At 39.1% G+C, this 20,774-nt stretch carries 22 protein-coding genes and 1 other RNA gene; 17 read left to right on the top strand and 6 right to left on the bottom strand.

Annotated features, from left to right (window positions below; genetic code table 11):
* Positions 1-74 precede the first annotated feature (74 nt).
* On the bottom strand, positions 75-1,802 hold the full coding sequence (gene ade, locus QK255_RS11210) for an adenine deaminase (protein ID WP_002291345.1): 1,728 nt from the start codon (positions 1,800-1,802) through the stop codon (positions 75-77).
* A gap of 131 nt (positions 1,803-1,933) precedes the next feature.
* Here ade and comGA point away from each other — a divergent pair, with 131 nt between their 5' ends.
* The 9 genes from comGA to QK255_RS11165 all read left to right on the top strand — a co-directional run bounded on the left by comGA (position 1,934) and on the right by QK255_RS11165 (position 8,015).
* Positions 1,934-2,863 (top strand): competence type IV pilus ATPase ComGA, encoded by a 930-nt coding sequence (comGA, locus tag QK255_RS11205; protein ID WP_002291346.1) that lies wholly within the window; start codon positions 1,934-1,936, stop codon positions 2,861-2,863.
* A complete protein-coding gene (comGB, locus tag QK255_RS11200; RefSeq protein ID WP_002291347.1) occupies positions 2,820-3,869 on the top strand; it encodes a competence type IV pilus assembly protein ComGB in 1,050 nt (349 codons plus the stop codon). Before comGA ends, comGB begins: the two co-directional genes overlap by 44 nt.
* On the top strand, positions 3,866-4,144 hold the full coding sequence (gene comGC, locus QK255_RS11195) for a competence type IV pilus major pilin ComGC (RefSeq protein WP_002291348.1): 279 nt from the start codon (positions 3,866-3,868) through the stop codon (positions 4,142-4,144). Before comGB ends, comGC begins: the two co-directional genes overlap by 4 nt.
* Positions 4,119-4,589 (top strand): competence type IV pilus minor pilin ComGD, encoded by a 471-nt coding sequence (gene comGD, locus QK255_RS11190; protein WP_002291349.1) that lies wholly within the window; start codon positions 4,119-4,121, stop codon positions 4,587-4,589. The genes comGC and comGD overlap by 26 nt, the downstream gene beginning before the upstream one ends.
* Positions 4,561-4,908 carry a hypothetical protein gene (locus QK255_RS11185; protein WP_002291351.1) on the top strand — a complete coding sequence of 116 codons (348 nt, stop codon included), beginning with the start codon at positions 4,561-4,563 and terminating at the stop codon, positions 4,906-4,908. The genes comGD and QK255_RS11185 overlap by 29 nt, the downstream gene beginning before the upstream one ends.
* A complete protein-coding gene (gene comGF, locus QK255_RS11180) occupies positions 4,871-5,296 on the top strand; it encodes a competence type IV pilus minor pilin ComGF (RefSeq protein WP_002328904.1) in 426 nt (141 codons plus the stop codon). Before QK255_RS11185 ends, comGF begins: the two co-directional genes overlap by 38 nt.
* Positions 5,268-5,627: a competence type IV pilus minor pilin ComGG gene (comGG, locus tag QK255_RS11175; protein WP_002291353.1), complete on the top strand. Its 360-nt coding sequence runs from the start codon at positions 5,268-5,270 to the stop codon at positions 5,625-5,627. Before comGF ends, comGG begins: the two co-directional genes overlap by 29 nt.
* Positions 5,628-5,798: 171 nt before the next feature.
* Positions 5,799-6,806, top strand: coding sequence for a class I SAM-dependent methyltransferase (locus QK255_RS11170; protein ID WP_002291354.1), 1,008 nt, complete (start codon positions 5,799-5,801; stop codon positions 6,804-6,806).
* 24 nt (positions 6,807-6,830) lie between these two features.
* The gene (locus QK255_RS11165; protein WP_002291355.1) at positions 6,831-8,015 is read left to right on the top strand and encodes an acetate/propionate family kinase; all 1,185 of its coding nucleotides are present in this window, start codon (positions 6,831-6,833) and stop codon (positions 8,013-8,015) included.
* A gap of 253 nt (positions 8,016-8,268) precedes the next feature.
* On the opposite strand, the gene QK255_RS11160 is transcribed toward QK255_RS11165, so the two are convergent.
* From QK255_RS11160 to QK255_RS11145, 4 genes are all read right to left on the bottom strand, one after another.
* Positions 8,269-8,739 carry a universal stress protein gene (locus tag QK255_RS11160; RefSeq protein ID WP_002291356.1) on the bottom strand — a complete coding sequence of 157 codons (471 nt, stop codon included), beginning with the start codon at positions 8,737-8,739 and terminating at the stop codon, positions 8,269-8,271.
* 72 nt (positions 8,740-8,811) lie between these two features.
* Complete coding sequence (locus QK255_RS11155; protein ID WP_002291361.1) at positions 8,812-9,096, bottom strand: hypothetical protein; 285 nt, start codon at positions 9,094-9,096, stop codon at positions 8,812-8,814.
* Positions 9,097-9,173: 77 nt separating this feature from the next.
* Positions 9,174-9,368, bottom strand: a non-coding RNA gene (ssrS, locus tag QK255_RS11150) — 6S RNA.
* A 71-nt stretch (positions 9,369-9,439) separates the two neighbouring features.
* Entirely contained in the window at positions 9,440-10,726 is a 1,287-nt protein-coding gene (locus QK255_RS11145; protein WP_002328905.1) for a replication-associated recombination protein A, read from the bottom strand.
* A 137-nt stretch (positions 10,727-10,863) separates the two neighbouring features.
* Between QK255_RS11145 and QK255_RS11140 the strand changes: the two genes are divergently transcribed.
* The 7 genes from QK255_RS11140 (at position 10,864) to QK255_RS11110 (ending at position 18,047) form a co-directional block, all read left to right on the top strand.
* The gene (locus tag QK255_RS11140; protein WP_002291364.1) at positions 10,864-11,535 is read left to right on the top strand and encodes a DNA-3-methyladenine glycosylase; all 672 of its coding nucleotides are present in this window, start codon (positions 10,864-10,866) and stop codon (positions 11,533-11,535) included.
* Entirely contained in the window at positions 11,501-11,989 is a 489-nt protein-coding gene (locus QK255_RS11135; RefSeq protein ID WP_002291366.1) for a DUF3013 family protein, read from the top strand. Before QK255_RS11140 ends, QK255_RS11135 begins: the two co-directional genes overlap by 35 nt.
* Positions 11,990-12,001: 12 nt before the next feature.
* Positions 12,002-12,949: a 50S ribosomal protein L11 methyltransferase gene (prmA, locus tag QK255_RS11130; RefSeq protein WP_002291367.1), complete on the top strand. Its 948-nt coding sequence runs from the start codon at positions 12,002-12,004 to the stop codon at positions 12,947-12,949.
* Positions 12,950-13,714, top strand: a complete 765-nt coding sequence (locus tag QK255_RS11125; protein ID WP_002291369.1) for a 16S rRNA (uracil(1498)-N(3))-methyltransferase — start codon at positions 12,950-12,952, stop codon at positions 13,712-13,714.
* Positions 13,715-13,945: 231 nt separating this feature from the next.
* A complete protein-coding gene (locus tag QK255_RS11120) occupies positions 13,946-16,159 on the top strand; it encodes a RelA/SpoT family protein (protein ID WP_002315645.1) in 2,214 nt (737 codons plus the stop codon).
* 11 nt (positions 16,160-16,170) lie between these two features.
* Positions 16,171-16,617: a D-aminoacyl-tRNA deacylase gene (gene dtd / locus QK255_RS11115; RefSeq protein WP_002291377.1), complete on the top strand. Its 447-nt coding sequence runs from the start codon at positions 16,171-16,173 to the stop codon at positions 16,615-16,617.
* 170 nt (positions 16,618-16,787) lie between these two features.
* Positions 16,788-18,047 (top strand): cytochrome P450, encoded by a 1,260-nt coding sequence (locus tag QK255_RS11110; protein ID WP_002291378.1) that lies wholly within the window; start codon positions 16,788-16,790, stop codon positions 18,045-18,047.
* A gap of 87 nt (positions 18,048-18,134) precedes the next feature.
* Here QK255_RS11110 and QK255_RS11105 read toward each other — a convergent pair whose 3' ends face one another.
* Positions 18,135-19,082, bottom strand: coding sequence for an aldo/keto reductase (locus QK255_RS11105; RefSeq protein ID WP_002291381.1), 948 nt, complete (start codon positions 19,080-19,082; stop codon positions 18,135-18,137).
* Positions 19,083-19,477: 395 nt separating this feature from the next.
* On the opposite strand from QK255_RS11105, the gene hisS reads away from it, so the two are divergent.
* Positions 19,478-20,770: a histidine--tRNA ligase gene (gene hisS, locus QK255_RS11100; protein ID WP_002291383.1), complete on the top strand. Its 1,293-nt coding sequence runs from the start codon at positions 19,478-19,480 to the stop codon at positions 20,768-20,770.
* Positions 20,771-20,774 lie beyond the last annotated feature (4 nt).

The raw sequence follows: 20,774 nt of genomic DNA, 5'->3' as shown, positions 1-20,774 counted from the left end.
AGAAAACACATTACATCTGTCATGTGCATTTTCTGGGACTTTTTTGATTTAAGATATACCTATTTCCTCGGTTTTCAACAGGGTGGAATCAATTGGAATCGAGAGAATGAAAATAATCCTTTGTCGGTGATCTTCAATTCGGGTATGACAGATAAGGTTAAGAAAGAAAGTGTCAAAAAAGGATCAAAGGTTTTAGCTGCCCCTAGTTGATGTGTTTCAGCTATTAATTCATTCAGCTGTTCATTGACGACCAAAAAAGGTTCCTGTGTCATGATGCCGCCTATCGGTAGAGGAAGACAAGCTATTTCCTTCTGTTTGTTGACAACAGTCATCCCGCCACCTTTTTGAATCAAAAGATTAGCAGCATACAGCATATCCTCATCATTTGTCCCCACGACAACTAGATTATGAGAGTCATGAGCAATCGTTGTCGCTATCGCCCCTTGTTTCAGCTGAAATCCTTTTACGATGCCTAACCCAATATTTCCGGTTTGATGGTGACGCTCGATCACCGCAATCTTTAATTGGTCTTTTTCGATTGAAGGAATGAATCGTTCGCCTTGTCGGTCCACTTTTTCTACCAAATCGTTCGTGACGAGACTATTCGGGATAATTTCGATCACATGGGCTTGCGAAGAAGGGAGAAGCAGCTCTAACGAACGAGGGTGCAATGGTTGAGCATTTAGGTTTGGTAGACAGCATGTATATGGATTTGAATGATCAGCAAATAAATGGTCTTCGAGTTGACCAGATTGGACGACCAATGTTCCCTTATAGAAAACTTCATGAATTGGCAGCTTGGTAAGATCGTCTGTTAAGAAGAAATCAGCTTGATACCCAGGAGCAATCGCACCTAGTGTTTTCAAATCAAAACATTCTGCTGCATTCAATGTTGCCATCTGGATTGCCTGTAATGGATCAATTCCCATTGAAATAGCTTGACGGACGATATGGTCAATTGATCCTTCTTTAACTAAATCATTGATGAGTTTATCATCGGTGACAAAGAAGCATCTTCTTGAATTATCAGGCGTGATCGCCGGTAGTAGCGAGGCCAGATCTTTTGCAACGGTCCCTTCTCGAACCATTAAATACATACCAAGATCCAAACGTTCTTTAGCCTCTTTTGCAGTTGTAGCTTCATGATCCGTCCGAATACCTGCTGCGGGATAAACATTTAATTCTTCCATGCCGATACCAGCTGCATGTCCGTCAATCTTTTTCTTATGCTGGTGCATCAACTGGATCTTTTCTAGGATATCTGCTTCATTATTTGCTACTGCTTGATAGTTCATGACTTCAGCTAAACCTAAAACTTCGGGATTTTGTAAAAAAGGTGCCAGATTTTTGGCATTTAGATTTGCACCATTTGTCTCAAATGGGGTGACAGGTACACAAGAAGGGAGCATAAAGAAAATATTCATAAGCGTTTGTCTTGCGTCTTCTATCATAAATTGAAGACCAGTACTCCCAGCGATGTTTCCTATTTCGTGGGGATCTGTTACTACAGTAGTGACTCCATGAAGCAAGGATACTTTTGAAAATTCACTTGGTGATAAAAGTGAGCTTTCAATATGCACATGGCCATCAATGAATCCTGGTACTAGATATTGCCCATTAGCATTATGTACGCTTTTTCCTTCATATTCACCAATCCCTACGATCATTCCTTCGTAAATCGCTACATCTTTTTCCATGATCTCTTTCGTAAAGACATTGACGATCTTAGCCTGTTTGATCACTAGATCAGCGGGCTTTTTTTTACTTGCTACTTCGATGTATCTCTTTAATGTTGATTCCAATGGAATGCCTCCCAAGATAAATTTTTATAAGTATAACATAAATTCGTTTTTTGCCAATGTTTTTTAATAAATTCATTTTATTTGAAACAAAAAGTTCAAAAAGACGTATGTTTTTTGTGGAGGGGAGAATAATGGAAATAAAACGATTATCCGATCAAATGATAAGTGAAAGTTTCGCCAAACATGCCCAAGACGTATATGTCTTGCCAGCTTCAGAAGTATTTTACATCTATTTTCGCTATGGCAAAAAACGAACATTCTGGAAGGAAGTATCTTCGGCAGATGGCCAGCAATTGATTTCAAGACTTAAGTATTTGGGACAAATGGATATCGGAGAAAAAAGAAAAGCTCAATTAGGTGCATTGACCTATTCTTTAGAAAAACAGAAGGTTCGGTTACGACTGTCTTCTGTAGGAGATTACCTTCAACGAGAAAGCTTAGTGATTCGGCTATTATACGGTATTTCTGAAACACCTCATCGTTGCTTTAATTCTCTAGATTTTGAAACTATTTTGCAGAAAACCTTTAGACGTGGATTATATCTATTCAGCGGACCAGTCGGGTCAGGAAAGACGTCATTGATGTATCGGTTAGCTTTGAAAGAAAAACGGCAAGTAATCACGATTGAAGATCCTGTAGAGATCGAAGAACCATTCTTTCTGCAATTGCAGATCAATCCCAAAATAGCACAGACTTATGACACACTTTTGAAGCTCGCATTACGGCATCGCCCTGATTTGTTGATCATTGGCGAAATAAGAGATGAATCAACTGCACATGCTGCGGTAAGAGCTGCACTAACGGGACATCGGGTATTCGCAACCGTACATGCACGCAATCTTGAAGGTACATTGATCAGAATCCATGAACTAACAAAGAAAAAAGAAGAGCTATCTGAATGTCTAGCTGGAGTCATTTATCAAGAACTTTTGGAAGATGCCGATCATCATCCTTCTGTCTTGTGGAGTTATCAATTTATGGAGGAAGAACCAGTAAAAAAATCATGGGAGGAAAGCTATGAAGAAGCTCAGAAAAAAACTTGGCAGTCAGAACTATTCTAAAGGACTGACAAGAAGCCAGCAAAACCAGTTTGCACAAACCATGGGAGAACTGCTTTTAACTGGTTTTAGTTTGCAAGAATCCCTTTATTTATTACTCACGATCCGTTCGTTCCAGCCTGCTATTTTGGCAAACATCCAACATCAGCTAAAGGAAGGACAACCGTTTAGTGAAGTACTTTCGCAAACAGGGTATGGAGCAGAACAACTGGTACAGATCGAATTAGCTGAACTTCACGGGAATCTGCCGGCAACTTTGTTGGAAATTGCCAAACAGTTTCGTCTGGTCGAAGGATTTCGCAATGATTTGAAAAAGCTGCTTGCCTATCCGATGCTATTGCTCACCTTTTTGCTAGGTATCTTATTTAGTATGCGTTTGCTCGTTTTACCTCAGCTTATTGGTTCAGGGATGGTTATGGAAGAGCATTGGGGGATTCAGCTGATACAAGTCTTTCACTGGTACGTTCTACTATTTATCCTCGTGGTTGCTTTATTGACTTTTCTAGTAAGGTATCGGCTGATGAAATTGTCTCCTATTGATCGGAGTGAATGGATCAGCAGACAATTGGTGATTGGGCCGATATATTCCTTGTATCAATCTGCTTATTTGTCGCTAGAGATTGGCAAACTTTTTCATGAAGGTTTCGAATTAAGGCAAATCATCGTTTGCTTGAAGGAGACGAAACAAGAAAGTCTCCTTCAACACCTTGCTTCCAAGATGATACAAGGATTGGAGGCCGGTATACCATTAGCTGATCAGTTCCAGAATTACCGTTTTCTATCTGAAGAATTCAGCAAGATTATTTTGCAGGGAGAGGCAAAGGGAAATTTAGGGAAAGAGCTGATATTTTACAGCGAATGGACAAGAAAACAGCTTTTCAAACGACTTCAGCACTGGCTGCATTTTATTCAGCCAATCATTTTTTTGGGCGTAGCGGTTTTGATTTTACTGGTTTATGCTGCTGTTTTATTACCTGTTTATGGAAGTATCGAGGAGGTCTTGCCATGAAAAAGAAAAGAACACCTTATTATAGCGGTTTTACATTAATCGAAATGCTGATCGTTTTACTGATCATCAGTGTACTAGTACTGTTGTTTGTCCTCAATTTGTCACGTTATAGGAATCATGTAGACCAAGAAAGTCGTGAAGCAATCATTCAGTTGGTAGACACACAAAAAGAGCTCTACGCGCTTCAAAACAATGGAAGAATCCCTACCGTGGAGGAATTATTGAATGAAGGCTATATCAAACGAGAACATGCAGACATCTACCAGCGACCTTGAAGGTAAAACATTAGCATCAGGATATACGTTGTTTGAGTCACTCTTACTGATTTTATTGCTTACAACAATTCTTTCTTTTCCAGTTCTCGCATTTTCTGCATGGAAGAATGAATTGGCAGTCTATCAATTTTTCAGCCAGTTTGAAAAACGAATCTATACCACTCAAAAAATCGCTATTGTGAACCAAATCCAAACAGGTTTTTATTGGAACAATGACGAAAATCAGATCATTTTTCGTATGTCCCAACCCGATGAAGCGAGCTGGAAAGTATTAGATATTCCTGATGAGATTACCTTGAAACGCCATGCTTCCATCACTTTTGCTGCTGGAACAGGAAATGAAAGTTCACTAAAAGCGTATCAATTTTATTGGGAAGAAAAAGGGCAAACGATTACGTATCAATTCCAGATGGGGAGTGGACGCTATACAAAAAGAATTGAATAGAAAAGGGTTTATTTTATTAGAGTCCCTTACAGCGCTGATGATTGCTTCCGTCTGTGTGTACTTAGTGAGTTTTGGTCAGCTTTTTTTACTTCAGGCAGAAAAGAACAGCGGGGAGGAAATGCTACTTATTCGAATGGTTTACGAAGATACCAAGACACAGCGGATATATCACAAAAGACCAGAGCGAAGTGAAGAAATGATTATGTACGATATCCAAATTATCGAAAATAATGGAGTAATCGAAAAAGTGCTTGTCAATATGGAGAAAGAAGCGATCAATATTGAAAAAACAAGAAATCCCGGCATTTACGCTGATTGAATGTCTAATCGGACTAATGATAGTAAGCAGTATATTGCTGTCATTCAATCTTTTGATCCAGCAAACCATCCAAGTAAGTGACTTTCTGCAGCGTAAAGATCAAAAAGAGTGGCTGATATTTTTAGCACAATTAGAAGAGGAACTTAACAGCAGTCACAATGTTTCCGTGAAAAATCAGCAATTGCATTACACTGTAGAGGATAAACAGTACATCATCGAAAGATATCAGACGATGATACGTAAAAGAAGAACTTCCGGCGGACATCAACCTATGTTAACAAGTATCACTGAGCTTCAATTATTGGAAAAAGAACACACAATTTCTTTTTATGTACACTTTGAAAATGGAGAAGATGGATATGCCATATGGACAAAAAATGATCAATAGAAAATGTTGTAAGGGCTCTATTTTATTTTCTGTGTTGCTTTTATTTCTTTTATGTACGTTTTTATTAACGGCAGCATTAGAAAGCTATCGTTTGTCAATGGATCTGAATATACGAATAAAAAATTATTATATAGCAAAAATAATGAAACAGATGGCTCTATCGGAACAGTCTATACTTGCTGAGAAGTCGGAAGGGATTTTTTACTACACAACGGGATCTGTAACATATCAATGGGTACAACAGTCTCTATTCTTGGAGGTAGAAGTCTCGCCGTTTATCTTTCGATTCATAGAAGAAGTAAAAAATGATACAGATACTGGTACAGAATGAGGAATTGTTCGTGAAAACGCCCTCTTTTCTGTTATAACACTGTTTTTAATAAAAAAATGTTTGCCGTTTCACAAATAAAAAACAGTGAAAACGATTGAAATTTTGTCAATTGTTCGATAGAATTAAACAGGTGAAAAAATTGTTATAATATATCTAGAAATGAGGTGCACCATGTTACCAGAAAAAATGGAACAAGGGTTCAATCAGAACCTGGAAGCTATTCAGCTTTTACAGAATGCATTGGGAACTTCCTTTTTAGAAGCCTATGTCGAAAATGCAGAAAATCTAATAGATGATTATCAAGTACGTGTGGTGGATGGAGTGCCGACAAAAGAGACAGCACAACGGATCACAGCTCTTTATGAAGAGTTGAAAAAACTTTCTTTCGAGCCAGAAGAATGGCGCAGATTGTCTCAACTGCTTTTATTGAAGGGCAACCAGACAGAACATCTGCAGGCGAACCATCAACTCACTCCTGATAGTATCGGTTTTTTATTTGTTTTTCTTATTGAACAACTATACACAAATAAAAAGGAACCAGTTAAGATTCTGGATATTGCGGCAGGAATGGGCAACTTGTTATTAACAGTTCTTTTAAACCTATCGAATGCGGGGTATCAAACAGAAGGATTTGGTGTGGATATTGATGATACATTGTTGGCTGTGGCAGCTTCTACAAGTGATTTGACACAAGCAAATGTTCAATACTTCCATCAAGACGGGTTGCAGGATTTATTAATCGATCCTGTCGATTTTGCAATCAGCGATTTGCCGATCGGTTATTATCCGAATGACGAAAAAGCAAAAGAATTTTTAACAAGTACCGAAGAAGGCCACAGTTATGCACATCATTTATTGCTGGAGCAATCAATGAAATACGTGAAGCCGGATGGTTTTGGTTTGTTTTTGATGCCAAGCGGTTTTTTAGAAACGGATCAAAGCGAAGAAATCAAAAAATGGTTTAAAGAAGAAGGCTATCTTCAAGGAATGATTCAATTGCCAGATGAGTTGTTCCGCAACAAACAATCACAAAAAAGTATTTTGATCTTACAGAAAAAAGGACCACAAGCAAAACAAGTAAAAGAAGTACTGCTTGTGAAACTTGCTTCACTAAAAGAACCAGAGAAGGTGACGGAATTTTTCAACGAGTTTAAAAACTGGAAATCATCTGCTCTGTAATCATTCAACGAGAAGGAGAGTCATATGTCTAAAACAATTGCAATCAATGCTGGGAGTTCAAGTTTGAAGTGGCAATTATATCAAATGCCAGAAGAAACCGTAGTTGCGAAAGGGATCGTCGAACGTATCGGTTTACAAGATTCTATTTTTACGATCAAGTACGGCGATAGTCAAAAATTCGAACAAATCATGGATATCGAAAACCACGAAGTAGCAGTAAAAATGCTGTTAGATCAGTTGATTGAACTGCAAATTTTAAGTTCTTATGATGAAATCACCGGTGTAGGGCACCGTGTTGTTCACGGAGGAGAAACTTATGGGGATTCAGTAGTGATCGATGAGGGAGTAATGGACCGCATTGCTGAATTAGCAGAATTTGCTCCTTTGCATAACCCTGCTAACCTGATGGGAATCAAAGCCTTTAAAAAGATTTTACCTGACATTTTGAGCGTAGCTGTATTCGATACATCTTTTCACTCAACAATGCCAAAGCAAAATTATTTATACAGCTTGCCAGTGTCTTATTACGAAGATTTCAAAGTAAGAAAATATGGCTTCCATGGCACAAGTCATCGTTATGTATCGGAACGTGCAGCAAAATTATTGAACAAACCGATTGAAGAGCTAAAAATCATTACTTGCCACTTAGGAAACGGAGTATCAATCACAGCTGTAAATGGTGGTAAATCCATGGATACTTCTATGGGATTCACGCCATTAGCTGGTGTGACAATGGGTACGCGTTCAGGCGATATCGATCCAGCTGTTCTTCCATACTTAATGGAAAAATTAGAGATTGATATTGATGAAATGATCAATGTTTTGAATAAAAAATCTGGTTTGCTAGGCCTAACAGGATTGTCTAGCGATATGCGTGATCTTGAAAAAAACTATGAAAAAGAACACATTCGTTTAGCTTATGATATCTTCGTGGATCGCATCCGAAAATATATCGGCGGATACGTGACAACGATGAATGGTGTCGATGCAATCGTCTTTACTGCTGGTATCGGCGAAAATGACGGACATGTACGCAATGAAATCATTAAAGGTATGTCTTGGTTTGGCTGTGAAATCGATCCAGCGTTGAATGAATTGCATGGTGAAGAAGTAGATATCTCTACAAAAGAATCAAAAGTAAGAGTATTAGTGATTCCAACAGATGAAGAACTAATGATTGCCCGTGACGTGGAGCGTTTGCGCGGCTAAAAATACACGCGTGTTCTCTTTAGAAAATGGATAATTTTATATCCGTTTTCTAAGAGGACATGCTTTTTTATTTTTTACACAGAAGGATCTGAATATAAAGAAGTGAGTGAATCCAAGTATTCTTTGAATCGTGAGAGGAAAGACGCTCAATAAGCGAATTTATTTTTTGAAGAACAAAAAAAGCTGTGTCCAGACAAGTGATCTTCAAAAGTTTTACTTTTGAGATCCCCTCTGAAACACAGCTTTTCATCAATTAGTCTTTTTTAGGAGGCAATTGGTTTTCTAAATCAGTTCGAACAACAAGCACATCGCAAGCCGCGTTTCTAATAACATATTCAGAAACAGAACCAATAAATAAACGTTCTACAGCATTCAATCCTGTAGCTCCTAACATAATCAAATCTACTTGATTATCTTCTGGGATTTCTTTCGCAATCAGTTGTTTTGGTGAGCCATATTCTACGACAGAGGTTACATTATTCAAGCCAGCTTTCTTTGCGTTGCTTTCATAATCTGCCAATGTTTGCTTTGCCATTTCAGTAGCTTGTTCTGCCAACATTCCATCAAATGATGAAACGGTTTGGAAAGAACGTGTGTCAATGACATGTGCTAATAGAAGTTCTCCGTTATTTCGGATAGCTACATTGACCGCCTTTTTAAAAGCTAATTCAGCTTCATCAGAACCATCCACGGCAACCATGATTTTTTTGTATTGTTGTAACATAAGCATTCACTCCTTAAGTCAATCGTGTTGTACTCTTTTATTGTAGAACACTTTGTGGAAAAAGAGAATTATTTACTGCTTTGGTTCAGCAATTTTTTTTGCAAAGCGGATACTGAAGGTGGCAGAAACGAGAATCACGATCAATAAAAAGATCAAAGCGATGAAGCGTTGATTGAAAAAAGCGGCTAAAATACCCATAACGCCTAAAACAGCATACGCAGCTCCATAAAATTGTAGGAATCCTTGATTTTTGTCATTTTTCTTGATCAATACAAAAAAGATATCCTGTTTATTAAATAAATAATAGCTAACGAATAATAATAGTAAAGTGGCGATAATCATCAAAATCCTAATCATGAACAAATCCTCCAAAATAAGCAACAAATAGAAAAAGCAATTTGCCAAGAGCAAATTGCTTTATTCTTTAAAAGATGGTAATCTCCGTTAATGCCGTTATTTGTCCTGTAGTATTGATCCCGCGAATTCAAGCAGGTGGGTCCCATGGTCGTAGCTTCGAACTACCAAATGATAAGGCATGTTACCAGCAGTGACACAAGACGGGTCCCAAGATATCAATAAAAATGTTCGGTCAACACACAAAGAGGACAATTCGAACATCACAGATTTCCCATCTCTATAGTAGCATATGAATTTAAAAAGAGCAATGAGAGAGCTCGCAGAAATAGAACCGTTTTCTTGTTTAATTTTTTGGGGGATGTTTTTTCCACTCTTTTATGCGGTAATACTGTTGACCTAGCGCCTGTTCATATTTTCCTGTATCCTTTGGCTGGTAATATTGAACATTTTTTAGCCTATCTGGTAAATATTGCTGATCGACCCAAGCATGATCGAAATGATGAGGATACTGATAACCCACACCGCGGTTGAGGGATTTCGCACCTTTGTAATGGCTATCTCTCAAGTGGTCGGGAACATCTCCAGCTTTACCCTCTCGAATATCAGCAAGTGCTGCATCTAATGCCATATAGGCAGAATTGGATTTGGGCGACAAGCAAAGATCAACGACGACATCTGCTAGCGGGATACGTGCCTCAGGTAACCCTAATCGTTCAGCAGCTAATACAGCGTTTACTGTACGCGCAGCAGCAGCAGGATTGCCTAAACCTATATCTTCATAACCGATAACCATCAGGCGACGACAAATACTTGCCAGATCACCTGCTTCAACTAGACGGGCGAGATAATGAAGGGCAGCATCCACATCACTTCCGCGAATCGATTTTTGAAACGCTGAAATAACGTCATAATGAGCATCTCCATTTTTGTCATGGGTAAGAGCTTTTCTTTGGACACATTCTTCGATAATCGACAGAGTAAGATGAATCTTTCCTTCTTTATCTGGAGGAGTCGATCGTGCAGCCAGTTCCAATCCATTCAATGCACTACGCAAATCGCCATTCGTTGCACGCGAAAGGTGAAGAAGAGCCTCTTCATCTAACTGAATTGCTTGTTGACTAAGACCGCGTTCCTTATCCTTTAAGGCATGTTCCACTGCCAACTGGATGTCTTGCTCTATTAATGGCTTGACTTCAAAAATCTGTGTGCGGCTGCGGATCGCTGGATTGATAGTAATATAAGGATTTTCAGTAGTCGCTCCGATCAAGATGATTCGGCCACTTTCTAAATGAGGAAGCAGAAAATCCTGTTTTGTTTTATCTAATCGGTGTACTTCATCCAATAAGAGGATCACAGTACCACTCATTTTAGCTTCTTCCGCTACAACCTGCAGATCTTTTTTTGAATCTGTAGCAGCGTTCAGCATGCGAAATGCATAATTAGTAGAACCGGCAATCGCACTTGCGATACTCGTTTTTCCAGTACCAGGAGGCCCATATAAAATCATGGAAGAGAGCATGCGAGCATCGACCATGCGGCGTATGATTTTTCCTTCACCGACTAGATGCTGCTGACCAACGACTTCATCGATCGTTCGAGGTCGCATGCGATAAGCCAATGGCTGTTGCATAGGATTTTCCTCCTTCTTGTTTTTACGTTCCTTAATTATAACATATTTAGTAATATAGCTAGAAAGAACAGCCTTCTGTTGTTTTGTTTTCATAGCTTATCCAACTAATATTGTGTATGATAAAGTAGGTGAGAAAAATGACGGATAAACAAAAGATAGATGAATTTTTTTGGAATAAAACGACGCCGGAAGTAGCGCGGGATTTATTGGGGATGTATTTGGAGCATGAAACACCAGAAGGAAGATTAGCTGGATATATTGTAGACGCGGAAGCATACCTAGGTCCAGAAGACGAGGCCGCCCATAGCTATGGTTTAAGAAGAACACCACGTGTGCGGGCAATGTATGAAAAACCAGGTACGATCTACCTTTACACGATGCATACTCATCGGATTTTGAACATCATCACTCAGCCAGAAGGGATTCCTCAAGGAGTAATGATACGTGCAATCGAACCAGCTGCAATGATTGAACAAATGAGTAAAAATCGTGGTGGAAAAACTGGTCCAGATATCAGCAACGGTCCTGGAAAATTAGTGGAAGCATTAGCAATTCCTCAAGAACTCTACGGTCAGTCTATAGCAGATAGTTCATTACGTTTAGTTTTTGAGAAAAAGAAGATACCAAAAAAAATCGATGCTTTGCCTAGGATCGGTATCCCGAACAAAGGGGAATGGACAGAAAAGCCGTTGCGTTTTGTTGTGTCTGGCAATCCATATATCTCTTTACAAAGAAAAAACCAAATCGAGGAAGATTGGGGTTGGAGGAAAGAAAATGAAAAAGAAGGATCTATTAACATACTTAGATGAAATAATCGAAAAACAAGTGACGGACTATGATGTGGCTTTAGATTGGGATACAAAAAATCATACGATCGAAATCGTTGTTCGTTTGTTTGCGGAAAATAAAGCACAATTTGAGATTGATGATGCAGAAGGGATTGTTTCGCAAGAACCAATTATCGAATTTGAAGATGGCGTACTCCTTTTTAATCCTCAGAAATCTGTTTTTGATGAACAAAATTATCTAGCAGCAATCCCCTATGAAGGAAAAAAAGGGTTGGCAAAATCAGTAGCTGATTCTTTAGTGGAATATTTGAATGAAGTATTAGCACAAGGGCAAAGTGATTTGCTTGATTTTTTAGATGAAGATGATGACGAAGCTGTATTCGAACTCCATTGGGATAATCAGAAACTAGCAGAGTTAGTAGAAGCAAAACAGCAAAATGAAACAGAGACTTATTTACCGTACCCAAGTTATTAAGGAGTGACAGACATGAAATGGAATGAAGTAAAAGTAGAAACCGAAAGTGAAGCAGTCGAAGCGGTCGCTAATATTTTGATGGAGGCAGGAGCGAGTGGTGTTGCGATTGAAGACTCTTTAGATGTTGAACATTTTAAATCGGATCAATATGGTGAAATTTTAGATAAAAATGATTTTACATCGTTGAAAGAAGGCGCGCTAGTCATGGCTTATTTTCCAGAAACGACTTTTTTACCGGAAATCTTGCCTTTTATCAAAGATCGTATCACGCAATTGCCTGAGTTTGGTCTAGCGATTGGAAAAAACAAAGTAACTGTTAGCGAAGTAGAGGAAAGCAATTGGGCAACAGCATGGAAGAAATATTATCATCCGGTGCGTATTACGCGAATGCTGACGGTTGCGCCAAGCTGGGAAAACTATCAGACAGAAGATCCTCTAGAAAAAATCATCACATTAGATCCAGGTATGGCGTTTGGAACAGGCACCCATCCGACGACTTCTTTGACATTGACAGCACTAGAAACAGTATTGCGTGGTGGCGAAACATTGTTAGATGTTGGAACTGGTTCGGGTGTACTAAGTATTGCAGCAAAATATCTTGGTGCGAAAGATGTCTATGCCTTTGATTTAGACGAAGTAGCCGTTCGTTCAGCGAAAGAAAATATGGATATGAATGAAGTAGCCAAAGATGTCCACGTATCAGCTAATGATCTTTTGAAAGGAATCGAGATTGAAAGTGATGTAATCGTTGCGAACATTTTAGCAAATATCATCTTATTGATGATCCCGGATGCTTGGCGTTTACTAAAACAAACAGGGACATTGATCGTTTCAGGAATCATTGAAGAGAAGAAGCAAATGGTTCTAGATGCTATGATAGAACAAGGATTCATCGTGGATCAAATTTTCCAACAAAAAGACTGGTATGCAATTATTTTGAAAAAACCAGAGGTGGAATAGATGCAGCGATATTTTTTGAAAGAATCGTATGAACCAAAAGACAATTTTATTTTAAAAGGGGAAACCTATCATCACATTGTACGGGTTATGAGAATGGAACCGAAAGATGAAGTTTTTTTGGCATTCAATGATCAGATAGCCGTTGTTGCAGAAATCACAAAAATCACCGAAGATGCTGTTTATCTGAAAGAAATTAAAAAAGAAGAAAACCAAAAGGAATTGCCAAGTTCGATAACCATAGCGAGCGGCTATCCTAAAGGAGAGAAGTTGGATTGGATTATTCAGAAATCCACTGAATTAGGCGCACAAGCTTTTCTTGGGTTTCCGGCATCAGCCTCTGTGGTTAAATGGGATGCAAAGAAACGCATGAAGCGACAACAAAGGCTTGAAAAGATTGCTCAAGAGGCAGCAGAACAATCCCATCGGCAAATCGTGCCCTCAGTAGAGTTACTGGAAACGAAACGTGACTTATTTGAACGGCTAGATGATTATGACGTGGTCTTGGTTGCTTATGAGGAATCAGCAAAGCAAGGCGAAAAATCAAATGTAGCCAAAATTCTTAGTGAAACAAAACCGGGCAGTCGAATCTTAGCTGTCTTTGGACCAGAAGGCGGCTTATCCCACGAGGAAATCAATTATTTCGTAGAACACAAAGGGATACTATGTGGATTAGGACCAAGAATCCTCCGTACAGAAACAGCGCCTCTTTATTTATTAAGTGCTGCTAGCTATCAATGGGAGTTAATGGATCCCTCTCATAGCTAACGTTTTTCAACAATAAAAGAGTATCGACGGAAAGAATTGAAAAAATAGGGAACAATTTGTATAATAGAAACAATTATTTGTACAATGAATACGAAAAATTGTTTGAAAAAGCTTTTTAAAAGCGAACATTTCCGTAAAAAAATGTATAACTTCACGGATTTTGGGGCAACTATCAAACAGATATTTGTCCCGATTCCTGTTTTACCGAAAAAGAAAGGGGGATCGATTCCTGTGCCAAAAGAAGAAATTTTAACGGGTCCCGGTGTCATAAAGCTCGTTAGTCAATATATGGGGCCCGAACATGTAGCATTTGTTGAGAAAGCATGCGAATATGCGACTGCTGCACATGACGGACAGTTTAGAAAATCAGGAGAACCCTACATTATCCATCCTATCCAAGTCGCAGGTATATTAGCAGATTTAAAAATGGACCCCCACACAGTGGCTACTGGCTTCTTGCATGATGTTGTTGAAGATACAGAAGTCACCTTAGAAGATCTGAGAGAAGAATTTGGCGATGATGTCGCTATGTTAGTAGACGGAGTAACCAAATTAGGGAAAATAAAATACAAATCCCACGAAGAGCAGCTAGCAGAAAACCATCGAAAGATGCTGCTGGCAATGGCTCAAGATTTACGCGTTATCATGGTCAAATTAGCTGATAGACTACATAACATGCGTACGTTGAAACATCTGCGGGAAGATAAGCAAAGAAGGATTGCTCAAGAAACTTTAGAAATCTATGCACCTCTTGCACATCGTTTAGGTATCAGCCGAATCAAATGGGAATTAGAAGATACAGCACTTCGTTATCTTAATCCAAAACAGTATTACCGTATCGTTCATTTGATGCAGACGAAGCGAGAAGAACGTGAAAAATACGTGAATGGTACTGTTGAGGATATTCGAGTAGCAACAGAAGAGCTGGGGATTTTTGCAGAGATCTATGGACGGCCAAAACATATTTATTCGATCTATCGTAAAATGAAAGACCAGAAAAAGCAGTTCAACGAAATCTATGACTTGCTAGCTATTCGAGTAATCGTAGACTCAATCAAGGATTGTTATGCTGTATTAGGTGCGATCCACACAAAATGGAAACCAATGCCTGGCAGATTCAAGGACTATATTGCCATGCCGAAAGCTAATATGTACCAATCTTTGCATACTACAGTGATTGGTCCGGCAGGAAATCCAGTAGAAATCCAAATCCGTACACAGGAAATGCATGAAATTGCTGAATTTGGGGTGGCTGCGCACTGGGCGTATAAAGAAGGAAAAAATGAAAAAGTAGAACCAGATGGTATGACGAAACAATTAAGCTGGTTCCATGAGATACTTGAACTCCAAGATGAAAGCTATGATGCCTCTGAATTTATGGAAGGTGTAAAAGGAGATATCTTTAGTGATAAAGTCTATGTCTTCACGCCCAAAGGAGACGTTACTGAGCTGCCAAAAGGATCTGGACCACTGGACTTTGCATACAGTATCCATACAGATATCGGTAATAAAACCACTGGTGCAAAAGTAAATGGCAAAATGGTGCAACTTGATTACAAATTAAAAAACGGGGATATCATAGAAATCATGACTTCTCCAAATTCATTTGGTCCAAGTCGTGACTGGTTGAAATTGGTGGCAACTAGCAAAGCAAGAAATAAGATCAAGCGTTTCTTCAAAGCACAAGATCGGGAAGAAAATGTGATCAAAGGTCACGAGTCTGTGGTCAAGTGTATTACAGATTTAGGGTTTACACCTAAAGATATTTTGACAAAAAACAAACTTCAAGAAGCACTTGATCGTTTTAACTATCAATCAGAAGATGATTTATATGCAGCTGTAGGATATGGGGAAGTCAGTCCTTTGACGATGGCCAATCGTCTGACAGAAAAAGAACGGAAAGAACAAAAAATCGAGCAGCAAAAGCAAGAAGCAGAAGAAATCATGAATCAGCCGAAAAAAGAACCTGAGAAAATGAAAGTACGTCATGAAGGTGGCGTTGTCATTCAAGGGGTAGAAAACTTACTGATTCGTATCAGCCGATGCTGTAATCCGATTCCTGGTGATGATATCGTTGGCTACATCACTAAAGGCAGAGGGATATCCATCCATCGTCGAGATTGTCCGAATGTTCAGCCTGATAAACCAAATGTAGCAGAACGTTTGATTGAAGTCGAATGGGAAGATACATCGAATACACGAAAAGAGTATGATGCAGACTTGGAAATCTACGGCTATAACCGTTCAGGCTTATTGAATGATGTACTTCAAACAGTCAATGCGCTGACGAAAAATCTCAACAGCGTCGAAGCTCGGACGAATAAAGATAAAATGGCGACAATCCATTTGACGGTTGGTATCCAGAATTTGTCCCACCTAAAAAGTATCGTGGATAAAATCAAAGCAGTACCTGATGTCTACAGTGTACGCCGGACGAATGGATAGGAGGGCCAGATATGAGAGCAGTCATTCAACGGGTGAGTCAAGCGGCAGTGTCAGTTGATCAGCAAGAGATTGGAAAAATTGGCTGTGGCCTACTCGTTTTATTAGGTATCCATGAAACAGATACGCCAAAAGATGTGGAATATCTAGTAAAAAAAATCGCACAAATGCGTATTTTTGAAGATGATCAAGGAAAAATGAATATTAGTGTAGAAGACGTAGGAGGACAAATTTTAAGTGTCTCTCAATTCACACTATTTGCGGATACGAAAAAAGGAAATCGACCAAGTTTTGTGGAAGCCGCACGACCAGAAATAGCTATTCCTTTATACGAATCGTTCAATGAAGGAATCAGAAGTCGCGGCATCACAGTCGCTACCGGACAATTCGGAGCAGATATGTCGATTTCTCTCGTCAATGATGGACCTGTAACGATTATTATTGATTCTAAAAACAAATAAAGTCAGTTAGTTTTCATCAATAAGAAATATAAATCAAGTCGTTTAAGTTAGACTGAAAAACTCTAACTTAAGCGACTTTTTTCTCGTCTACAAAAAGCGCTTCTTTTGTCAGCAGTCAGAAAAAAAGTTAAGCTTAAATTATACAAGTTATTTTTAGGAGGTTGCTGAAGATGAAAGAAGTACCAGTAGTAGATGTCAAAATCACGGATCTAAAAAGATTGTATCAAAAGGGATACAACATGTTGGAGGAGTTACGTCATGAAGCAGACGCTCCCGTTGTCAAAGCAAAGATTTTCAATAAAGAAGCTATTGTGATCTACGGATCGTCAGCGGCAAAAATATTTTATGACCCAAGAAATTTCAAACGAAAAGGTGCTATGCCAAAATTAGTGTTGAAGACACTTTTTGGTCAAGGTGGAGTACAGACTTTGGATGGAGCTGCCCATCATCATCGGAAAAATATTTTTATGGATCTGATGACCCCCGAAAGAATGGAAGATTATCATCGTATCTTAGATAAGAACCTGACGCAAGCACTTGAAACACAGCATGGTCAATTTGAATTATTTGATTTAAGCAAGATGGTTTTCTTTACATCGATTTGTGAGTGGGCAGGTATCAATTTATCTTTGCTTTCTAAGGATGAAGTCGAAAAATTAGCAGAATATCAAATCTCCATGATCAGCGGAACGTTTACTTCTCCGATTGATCACATAAAAGGTGTCGAAAATCGCAAGAAATCAGAGAAATGGGCGCAAAGTTTGATTGAGGAAGCTCGGAAAAATCCTGTGGCTGGAAAAGAAAATGTGGCATTGTATGCATTTGCCAATGCCACAGATCTAGACGGACAGCTTTTGCCTCTGGAAGTAGCAGCTGTTGAATTATTGAATATCATCCGTCCGACAGTTGCTTTGACTGTATGGGCGGCGTTGATGGGACACGCGCTTTTCAGCAGACCTGATTTGTACCAACAATTGAAAAACGACTTTTCTACGTTGCAAGATCCGTTCATTCAAGAAATGAGACGCTATTATCCGTTCTTTCCGATGTTACCTGCGATTTCTCTGAAAGAAGTAGAAGTCGATGGTTATCGTATACCAGAAGATAGTTGGGTCATTCTAGATTTATATGGAACAGATCATGATGAACGAACGATTGAAGCACCAGATTCCTTTATGATCAAACGATATTTAGGAAAAGCAAAAGATATTTCATATAAAGAAGAATATGAGATGATTGCACAAGGTGGAGGAGATTTTCGACAAATGCATCGCTGCGCAGGAGAATGGATCACTCTCCACAGCCTACGTGTGTTTTCCGATCAGTTAGTAAACAAGTTTGAATTCTCTGTACCTGAACAAGACTGGACGATCCCATTCAATCAGTTTCCGACTTATCCAAACAGCCGAGCGCTACTTTATAAGAATTAGATTAGTATAAACTTATCGAAAAAAGGAAGATCAGCACTGTTTGATCTTCCTTTTTTCATACTACTATAAGTGGATAAGGTCAATTGCTCAAAATCTGTGAAATGCTTCATCAATGGTTTGATAATCCTCACTGGATAAATGCAAATCTAAAGCTTGGACATTGTCAGAGACTTGCTCTGGACGTTTAGCTCCGGGTATGACTACAGACACTCTCGGATTCTTCATATACCAGGCTAGAACAAGTTGCGCAGGGGTAGCTTGGTATCTTTTAGCAATGGGGCGAAGTATGTCGACAGCGGCTAAAATTTCTTTGAAACGTTCTCCTTGAAAATCCGGATTGCTTTTTCGAGGATCTCCTTCGCTGAATTGTTTTTCCTGACCACGTTCATATTTTCCTGTCAGTAAACCGGAAGCAAGAGGAAAATAGGGGACAAAGCTGATTTTGTTTTTTTCAAGATAAGGAAATAATTCTTTTTCAGCCTGCCGATGGATCAAACTGTATTTATCTTCTACTACATCGACATATCCATCTGTATTCGCTTCTTTCAATTGTTCTAACGTGAAGTTCGATACACCAACTGCTCGGATTTTTCCTGCTTCTTTCAATTCGTGCAATGCAGCAACTGCTTCATTTTTTGGTGTGCTTTTATCCGGAAAGTGGATATAAAAAATGTCAATGTAATCAGTTTGCAGACGTTTCAGTGCGTCTTCCACCGATTGTTTGAGAAACTCGGGTGAATTGTCAAATGTTCGTCCTTTATTTGGCACATGAGCAGCTTTTGTAGCAATGACGATACGTGAACGATCATATTCTTTTTCCTTCAATACCTCACCGATCAGTTCTTCAGAACGGCCGTTTCCATAAGCATAGGCGGTATCGATCAAATTGATTCCGCTATTCAAAGCTGTACGAACCACTTGTTTTCCTGTTTCGTCTTCCAAACCGTCAAAAAGATTGTGTCCCCCAACGGCATTTGCTCCTAGTCCAAGCTGTTCTGCGTAGACTTGTGAATGTCCGATTCTTATTTCTGCCATAGCTGATTCCTCCTTTTTTATCTAGTCTAAAACAAAAGAACAAAAAGCTGAACTAAAACGTTTTTGTGAGGGAAAATAGTCAGATAACTCTTGACTTTGAGATTGGTTTTTAGTAGGTTATAAGTAATATCGAAATGTCAATGAAAGAGCGAGTAAGTTTTTGAAACTTTACAAGAGAGGATCATCAAGGCTGAAAATGATCCAAAGTTTCATTAGCCCAAAGACACTCTGGAGATGGACGAGTGAAAAGCCGTCCCGCGTACGAGCGTTATTCGTAAGAGGAAAGAGAAATCTTTCAAAATTAGGTGGTACCGTGTATGAATTTCATTCACCCTTGTTCATGATGAACAAGGGTGATTTTTTTATTTACATAGCTAAGAAAGGGAGAGAAAACTATGAGTTTCCAAAGACCAAAAGGAACAAATGATATTTTGCCAGGCGAATCAGAAAAATGGCAGTTTGTCGAAGAAACAGCACGTTTATTGTTCAGAGATTATCAGTATAATGAAATGCGTACACCGATTTTTGAACATTATGAAGTGATATCCCGCAGTGTAGGTGATACGACGGATATCGTTTCAAAAGAAATGTATGATTTTTATGACAAAGGGGAACGTCATGTGACGCTTCGACCAGAAGGTACAGCGCCAATCGTTCGTTCTTTTGTTGAGCATAAATTGTTCGGTCCAGAGTATGCAAAACCGTTCAAAACTTTTTATATGGGACCAATGTTTCGCTACGAACGTCCGCAAAAAGGACGGTTACGTCAATTCCATCAGATCGGAGTAGAAGCATTTGGATCAGAGAATCCTGCAACAGATGTGGAGAGCATGGTGATGGCACTCGATTTCTTCAAACAGTTGGGAATCACGCAAATCCGTCTAGTCATCAATTCATTGGGTGATAAAGACACACGTCAAGCCTATCGTCAAGCATTAATCGATTATCTTTTACCTTTTGAAGCAGAGTTGAGTGAAGACTCTAAACGCCGTCTTCACGAAAATCCATTGCGTGTGTTGGATAGTAAGGACAAACGAGATCAAAAATTTGTAGCAGATGCGCCATCTATCTTAGATTATTTAAGCGAACCTGCTCAAAAACATTTTGATACCGTTGTTTCCATGCTGGATGCATTGGCTGTTCCTTATGAAATCGACAGTAACATGGTTCGCGGATTAGATTACTATACGCATACGATTTTTGAAATCATGAGTGACGCACCGAAAATGGGGGCACAAGCAACGATTTGCGCAGGCGGACGTTATGACAATCTAGTGGAAGAACTGGGTGGTCCTTCAACACCTGGCTTTGGATTTGCAATGGGTATCGAGCGATTACTCTTGACTATGGAGGCAGAGGAAGTAGTTATCCCTGCATTTAATGAGTTAGATGCTTATGTGGTCGCACTCGGAGACGAAACAAATATCGAAGCATTGAAAGTGGTCCAAGCGATTCGAAACTTCGGTTTTTCAGCTGACCGCGACTTCATGAACCGTAAAGCAAAAGCACAATTTAAGACAGCAGATAAAGCGAATGCCAAATTAGTATTGGTGATCGGTGAAGATGAGCTTGCTAGCCAAACGATCAATGTCAAAGCAATGGCAAGCCGAAAAGAAAAAAGTTTTCCATTAGAAGAAATATATGAGCATTTTGATGAAGTCTATGATGAAATGACTTTATTCGAGTAGGAGG

It is taken from the genome of Enterococcus sp. ZQ21 (assembly GCF_030053755.1).
Taxonomy (GTDB): domain Bacteria; phylum Bacillota; class Bacilli; order Lactobacillales; family Enterococcaceae; genus Enterococcus_B; species Enterococcus_B lactis.
The sequence above is the reverse complement of the archived record's forward strand: the minus strand, read 5'-3'. Positions and strand labels throughout refer to the sequence as shown.

What these genes read in the sequence shown, in the direction of transcription:
- comGB (WP_002291347.1), top strand. Translation starts at nt 2,820, where the DNA reads ATGAAGAAGCTCAGAAAAAAACTTGGCAGTCAGAACTATTCTAAAGGA.
- QK255_RS11105 (WP_002291381.1), bottom strand. Translation starts at nt 19,082, where the DNA reads ATGGCAGAAATAAGAATCGGACATTCACAAGTCTACGCAGAACAGCTT.
- QK255_RS11110 (WP_002291378.1), top strand. Translation starts at nt 16,788, where the DNA reads ATGAAAGAAGTACCAGTAGTAGATGTCAAAATCACGGATCTAAAAAGA.
- prmA (WP_002291367.1), top strand. Translation starts at nt 12,002, where the DNA reads ATGAAATGGAATGAAGTAAAAGTAGAAACCGAAAGTGAAGCAGTCGAA.
- hisS (WP_002291383.1), top strand. Translation starts at nt 19,478, where the DNA reads ATGAGTTTCCAAAGACCAAAAGGAACAAATGATATTTTGCCAGGCGAA.
- QK255_RS11160 (WP_002291356.1), bottom strand. Translation starts at nt 8,739, where the DNA reads ATGTTACAACAATACAAAAAAATCATGGTTGCCGTGGATGGTTCTGAT.
- QK255_RS11155 (WP_002291361.1), bottom strand. Translation starts at nt 9,096, where the DNA reads ATGATTAGGATTTTGATGATTATCGCCACTTTACTATTATTATTCGTT.
- dtd (WP_002291377.1), top strand. Translation starts at nt 16,171, where the DNA reads ATGAGAGCAGTCATTCAACGGGTGAGTCAAGCGGCAGTGTCAGTTGAT.
- comGC (WP_002291348.1), top strand. Translation starts at nt 3,866, where the DNA reads ATGAAAAAGAAAAGAACACCTTATTATAGCGGTTTTACATTAATCGAA.
- QK255_RS11135 (WP_002291366.1), top strand. Translation starts at nt 11,501, where the DNA reads ATGAAAAAGAAGGATCTATTAACATACTTAGATGAAATAATCGAAAAA.
- comGA (WP_002291346.1), top strand. Translation starts at nt 1,934, where the DNA reads ATGGAAATAAAACGATTATCCGATCAAATGATAAGTGAAAGTTTCGCC.
- QK255_RS11125 (WP_002291369.1), top strand. Translation starts at nt 12,950, where the DNA reads ATGCAGCGATATTTTTTGAAAGAATCGTATGAACCAAAAGACAATTTT.
- QK255_RS11140 (WP_002291364.1), top strand. Translation starts at nt 10,864, where the DNA reads ATGACGGATAAACAAAAGATAGATGAATTTTTTTGGAATAAAACGACG.
- QK255_RS11170 (WP_002291354.1), top strand. Translation starts at nt 5,799, where the DNA reads ATGTTACCAGAAAAAATGGAACAAGGGTTCAATCAGAACCTGGAAGCT.
- QK255_RS11165 (WP_002291355.1), top strand. Translation starts at nt 6,831, where the DNA reads ATGTCTAAAACAATTGCAATCAATGCTGGGAGTTCAAGTTTGAAGTGG.
- comGD (WP_002291349.1), top strand. Translation starts at nt 4,119, where the DNA reads ATGCAGACATCTACCAGCGACCTTGAAGGTAAAACATTAGCATCAGGA.
- QK255_RS11145 (WP_002328905.1), bottom strand. Translation starts at nt 10,726, where the DNA reads ATGCAACAGCCATTGGCTTATCGCATGCGACCTCGAACGATCGATGAA.
- comGG (WP_002291353.1), top strand. Translation starts at nt 5,268, where the DNA reads ATGCCATATGGACAAAAAATGATCAATAGAAAATGTTGTAAGGGCTCT.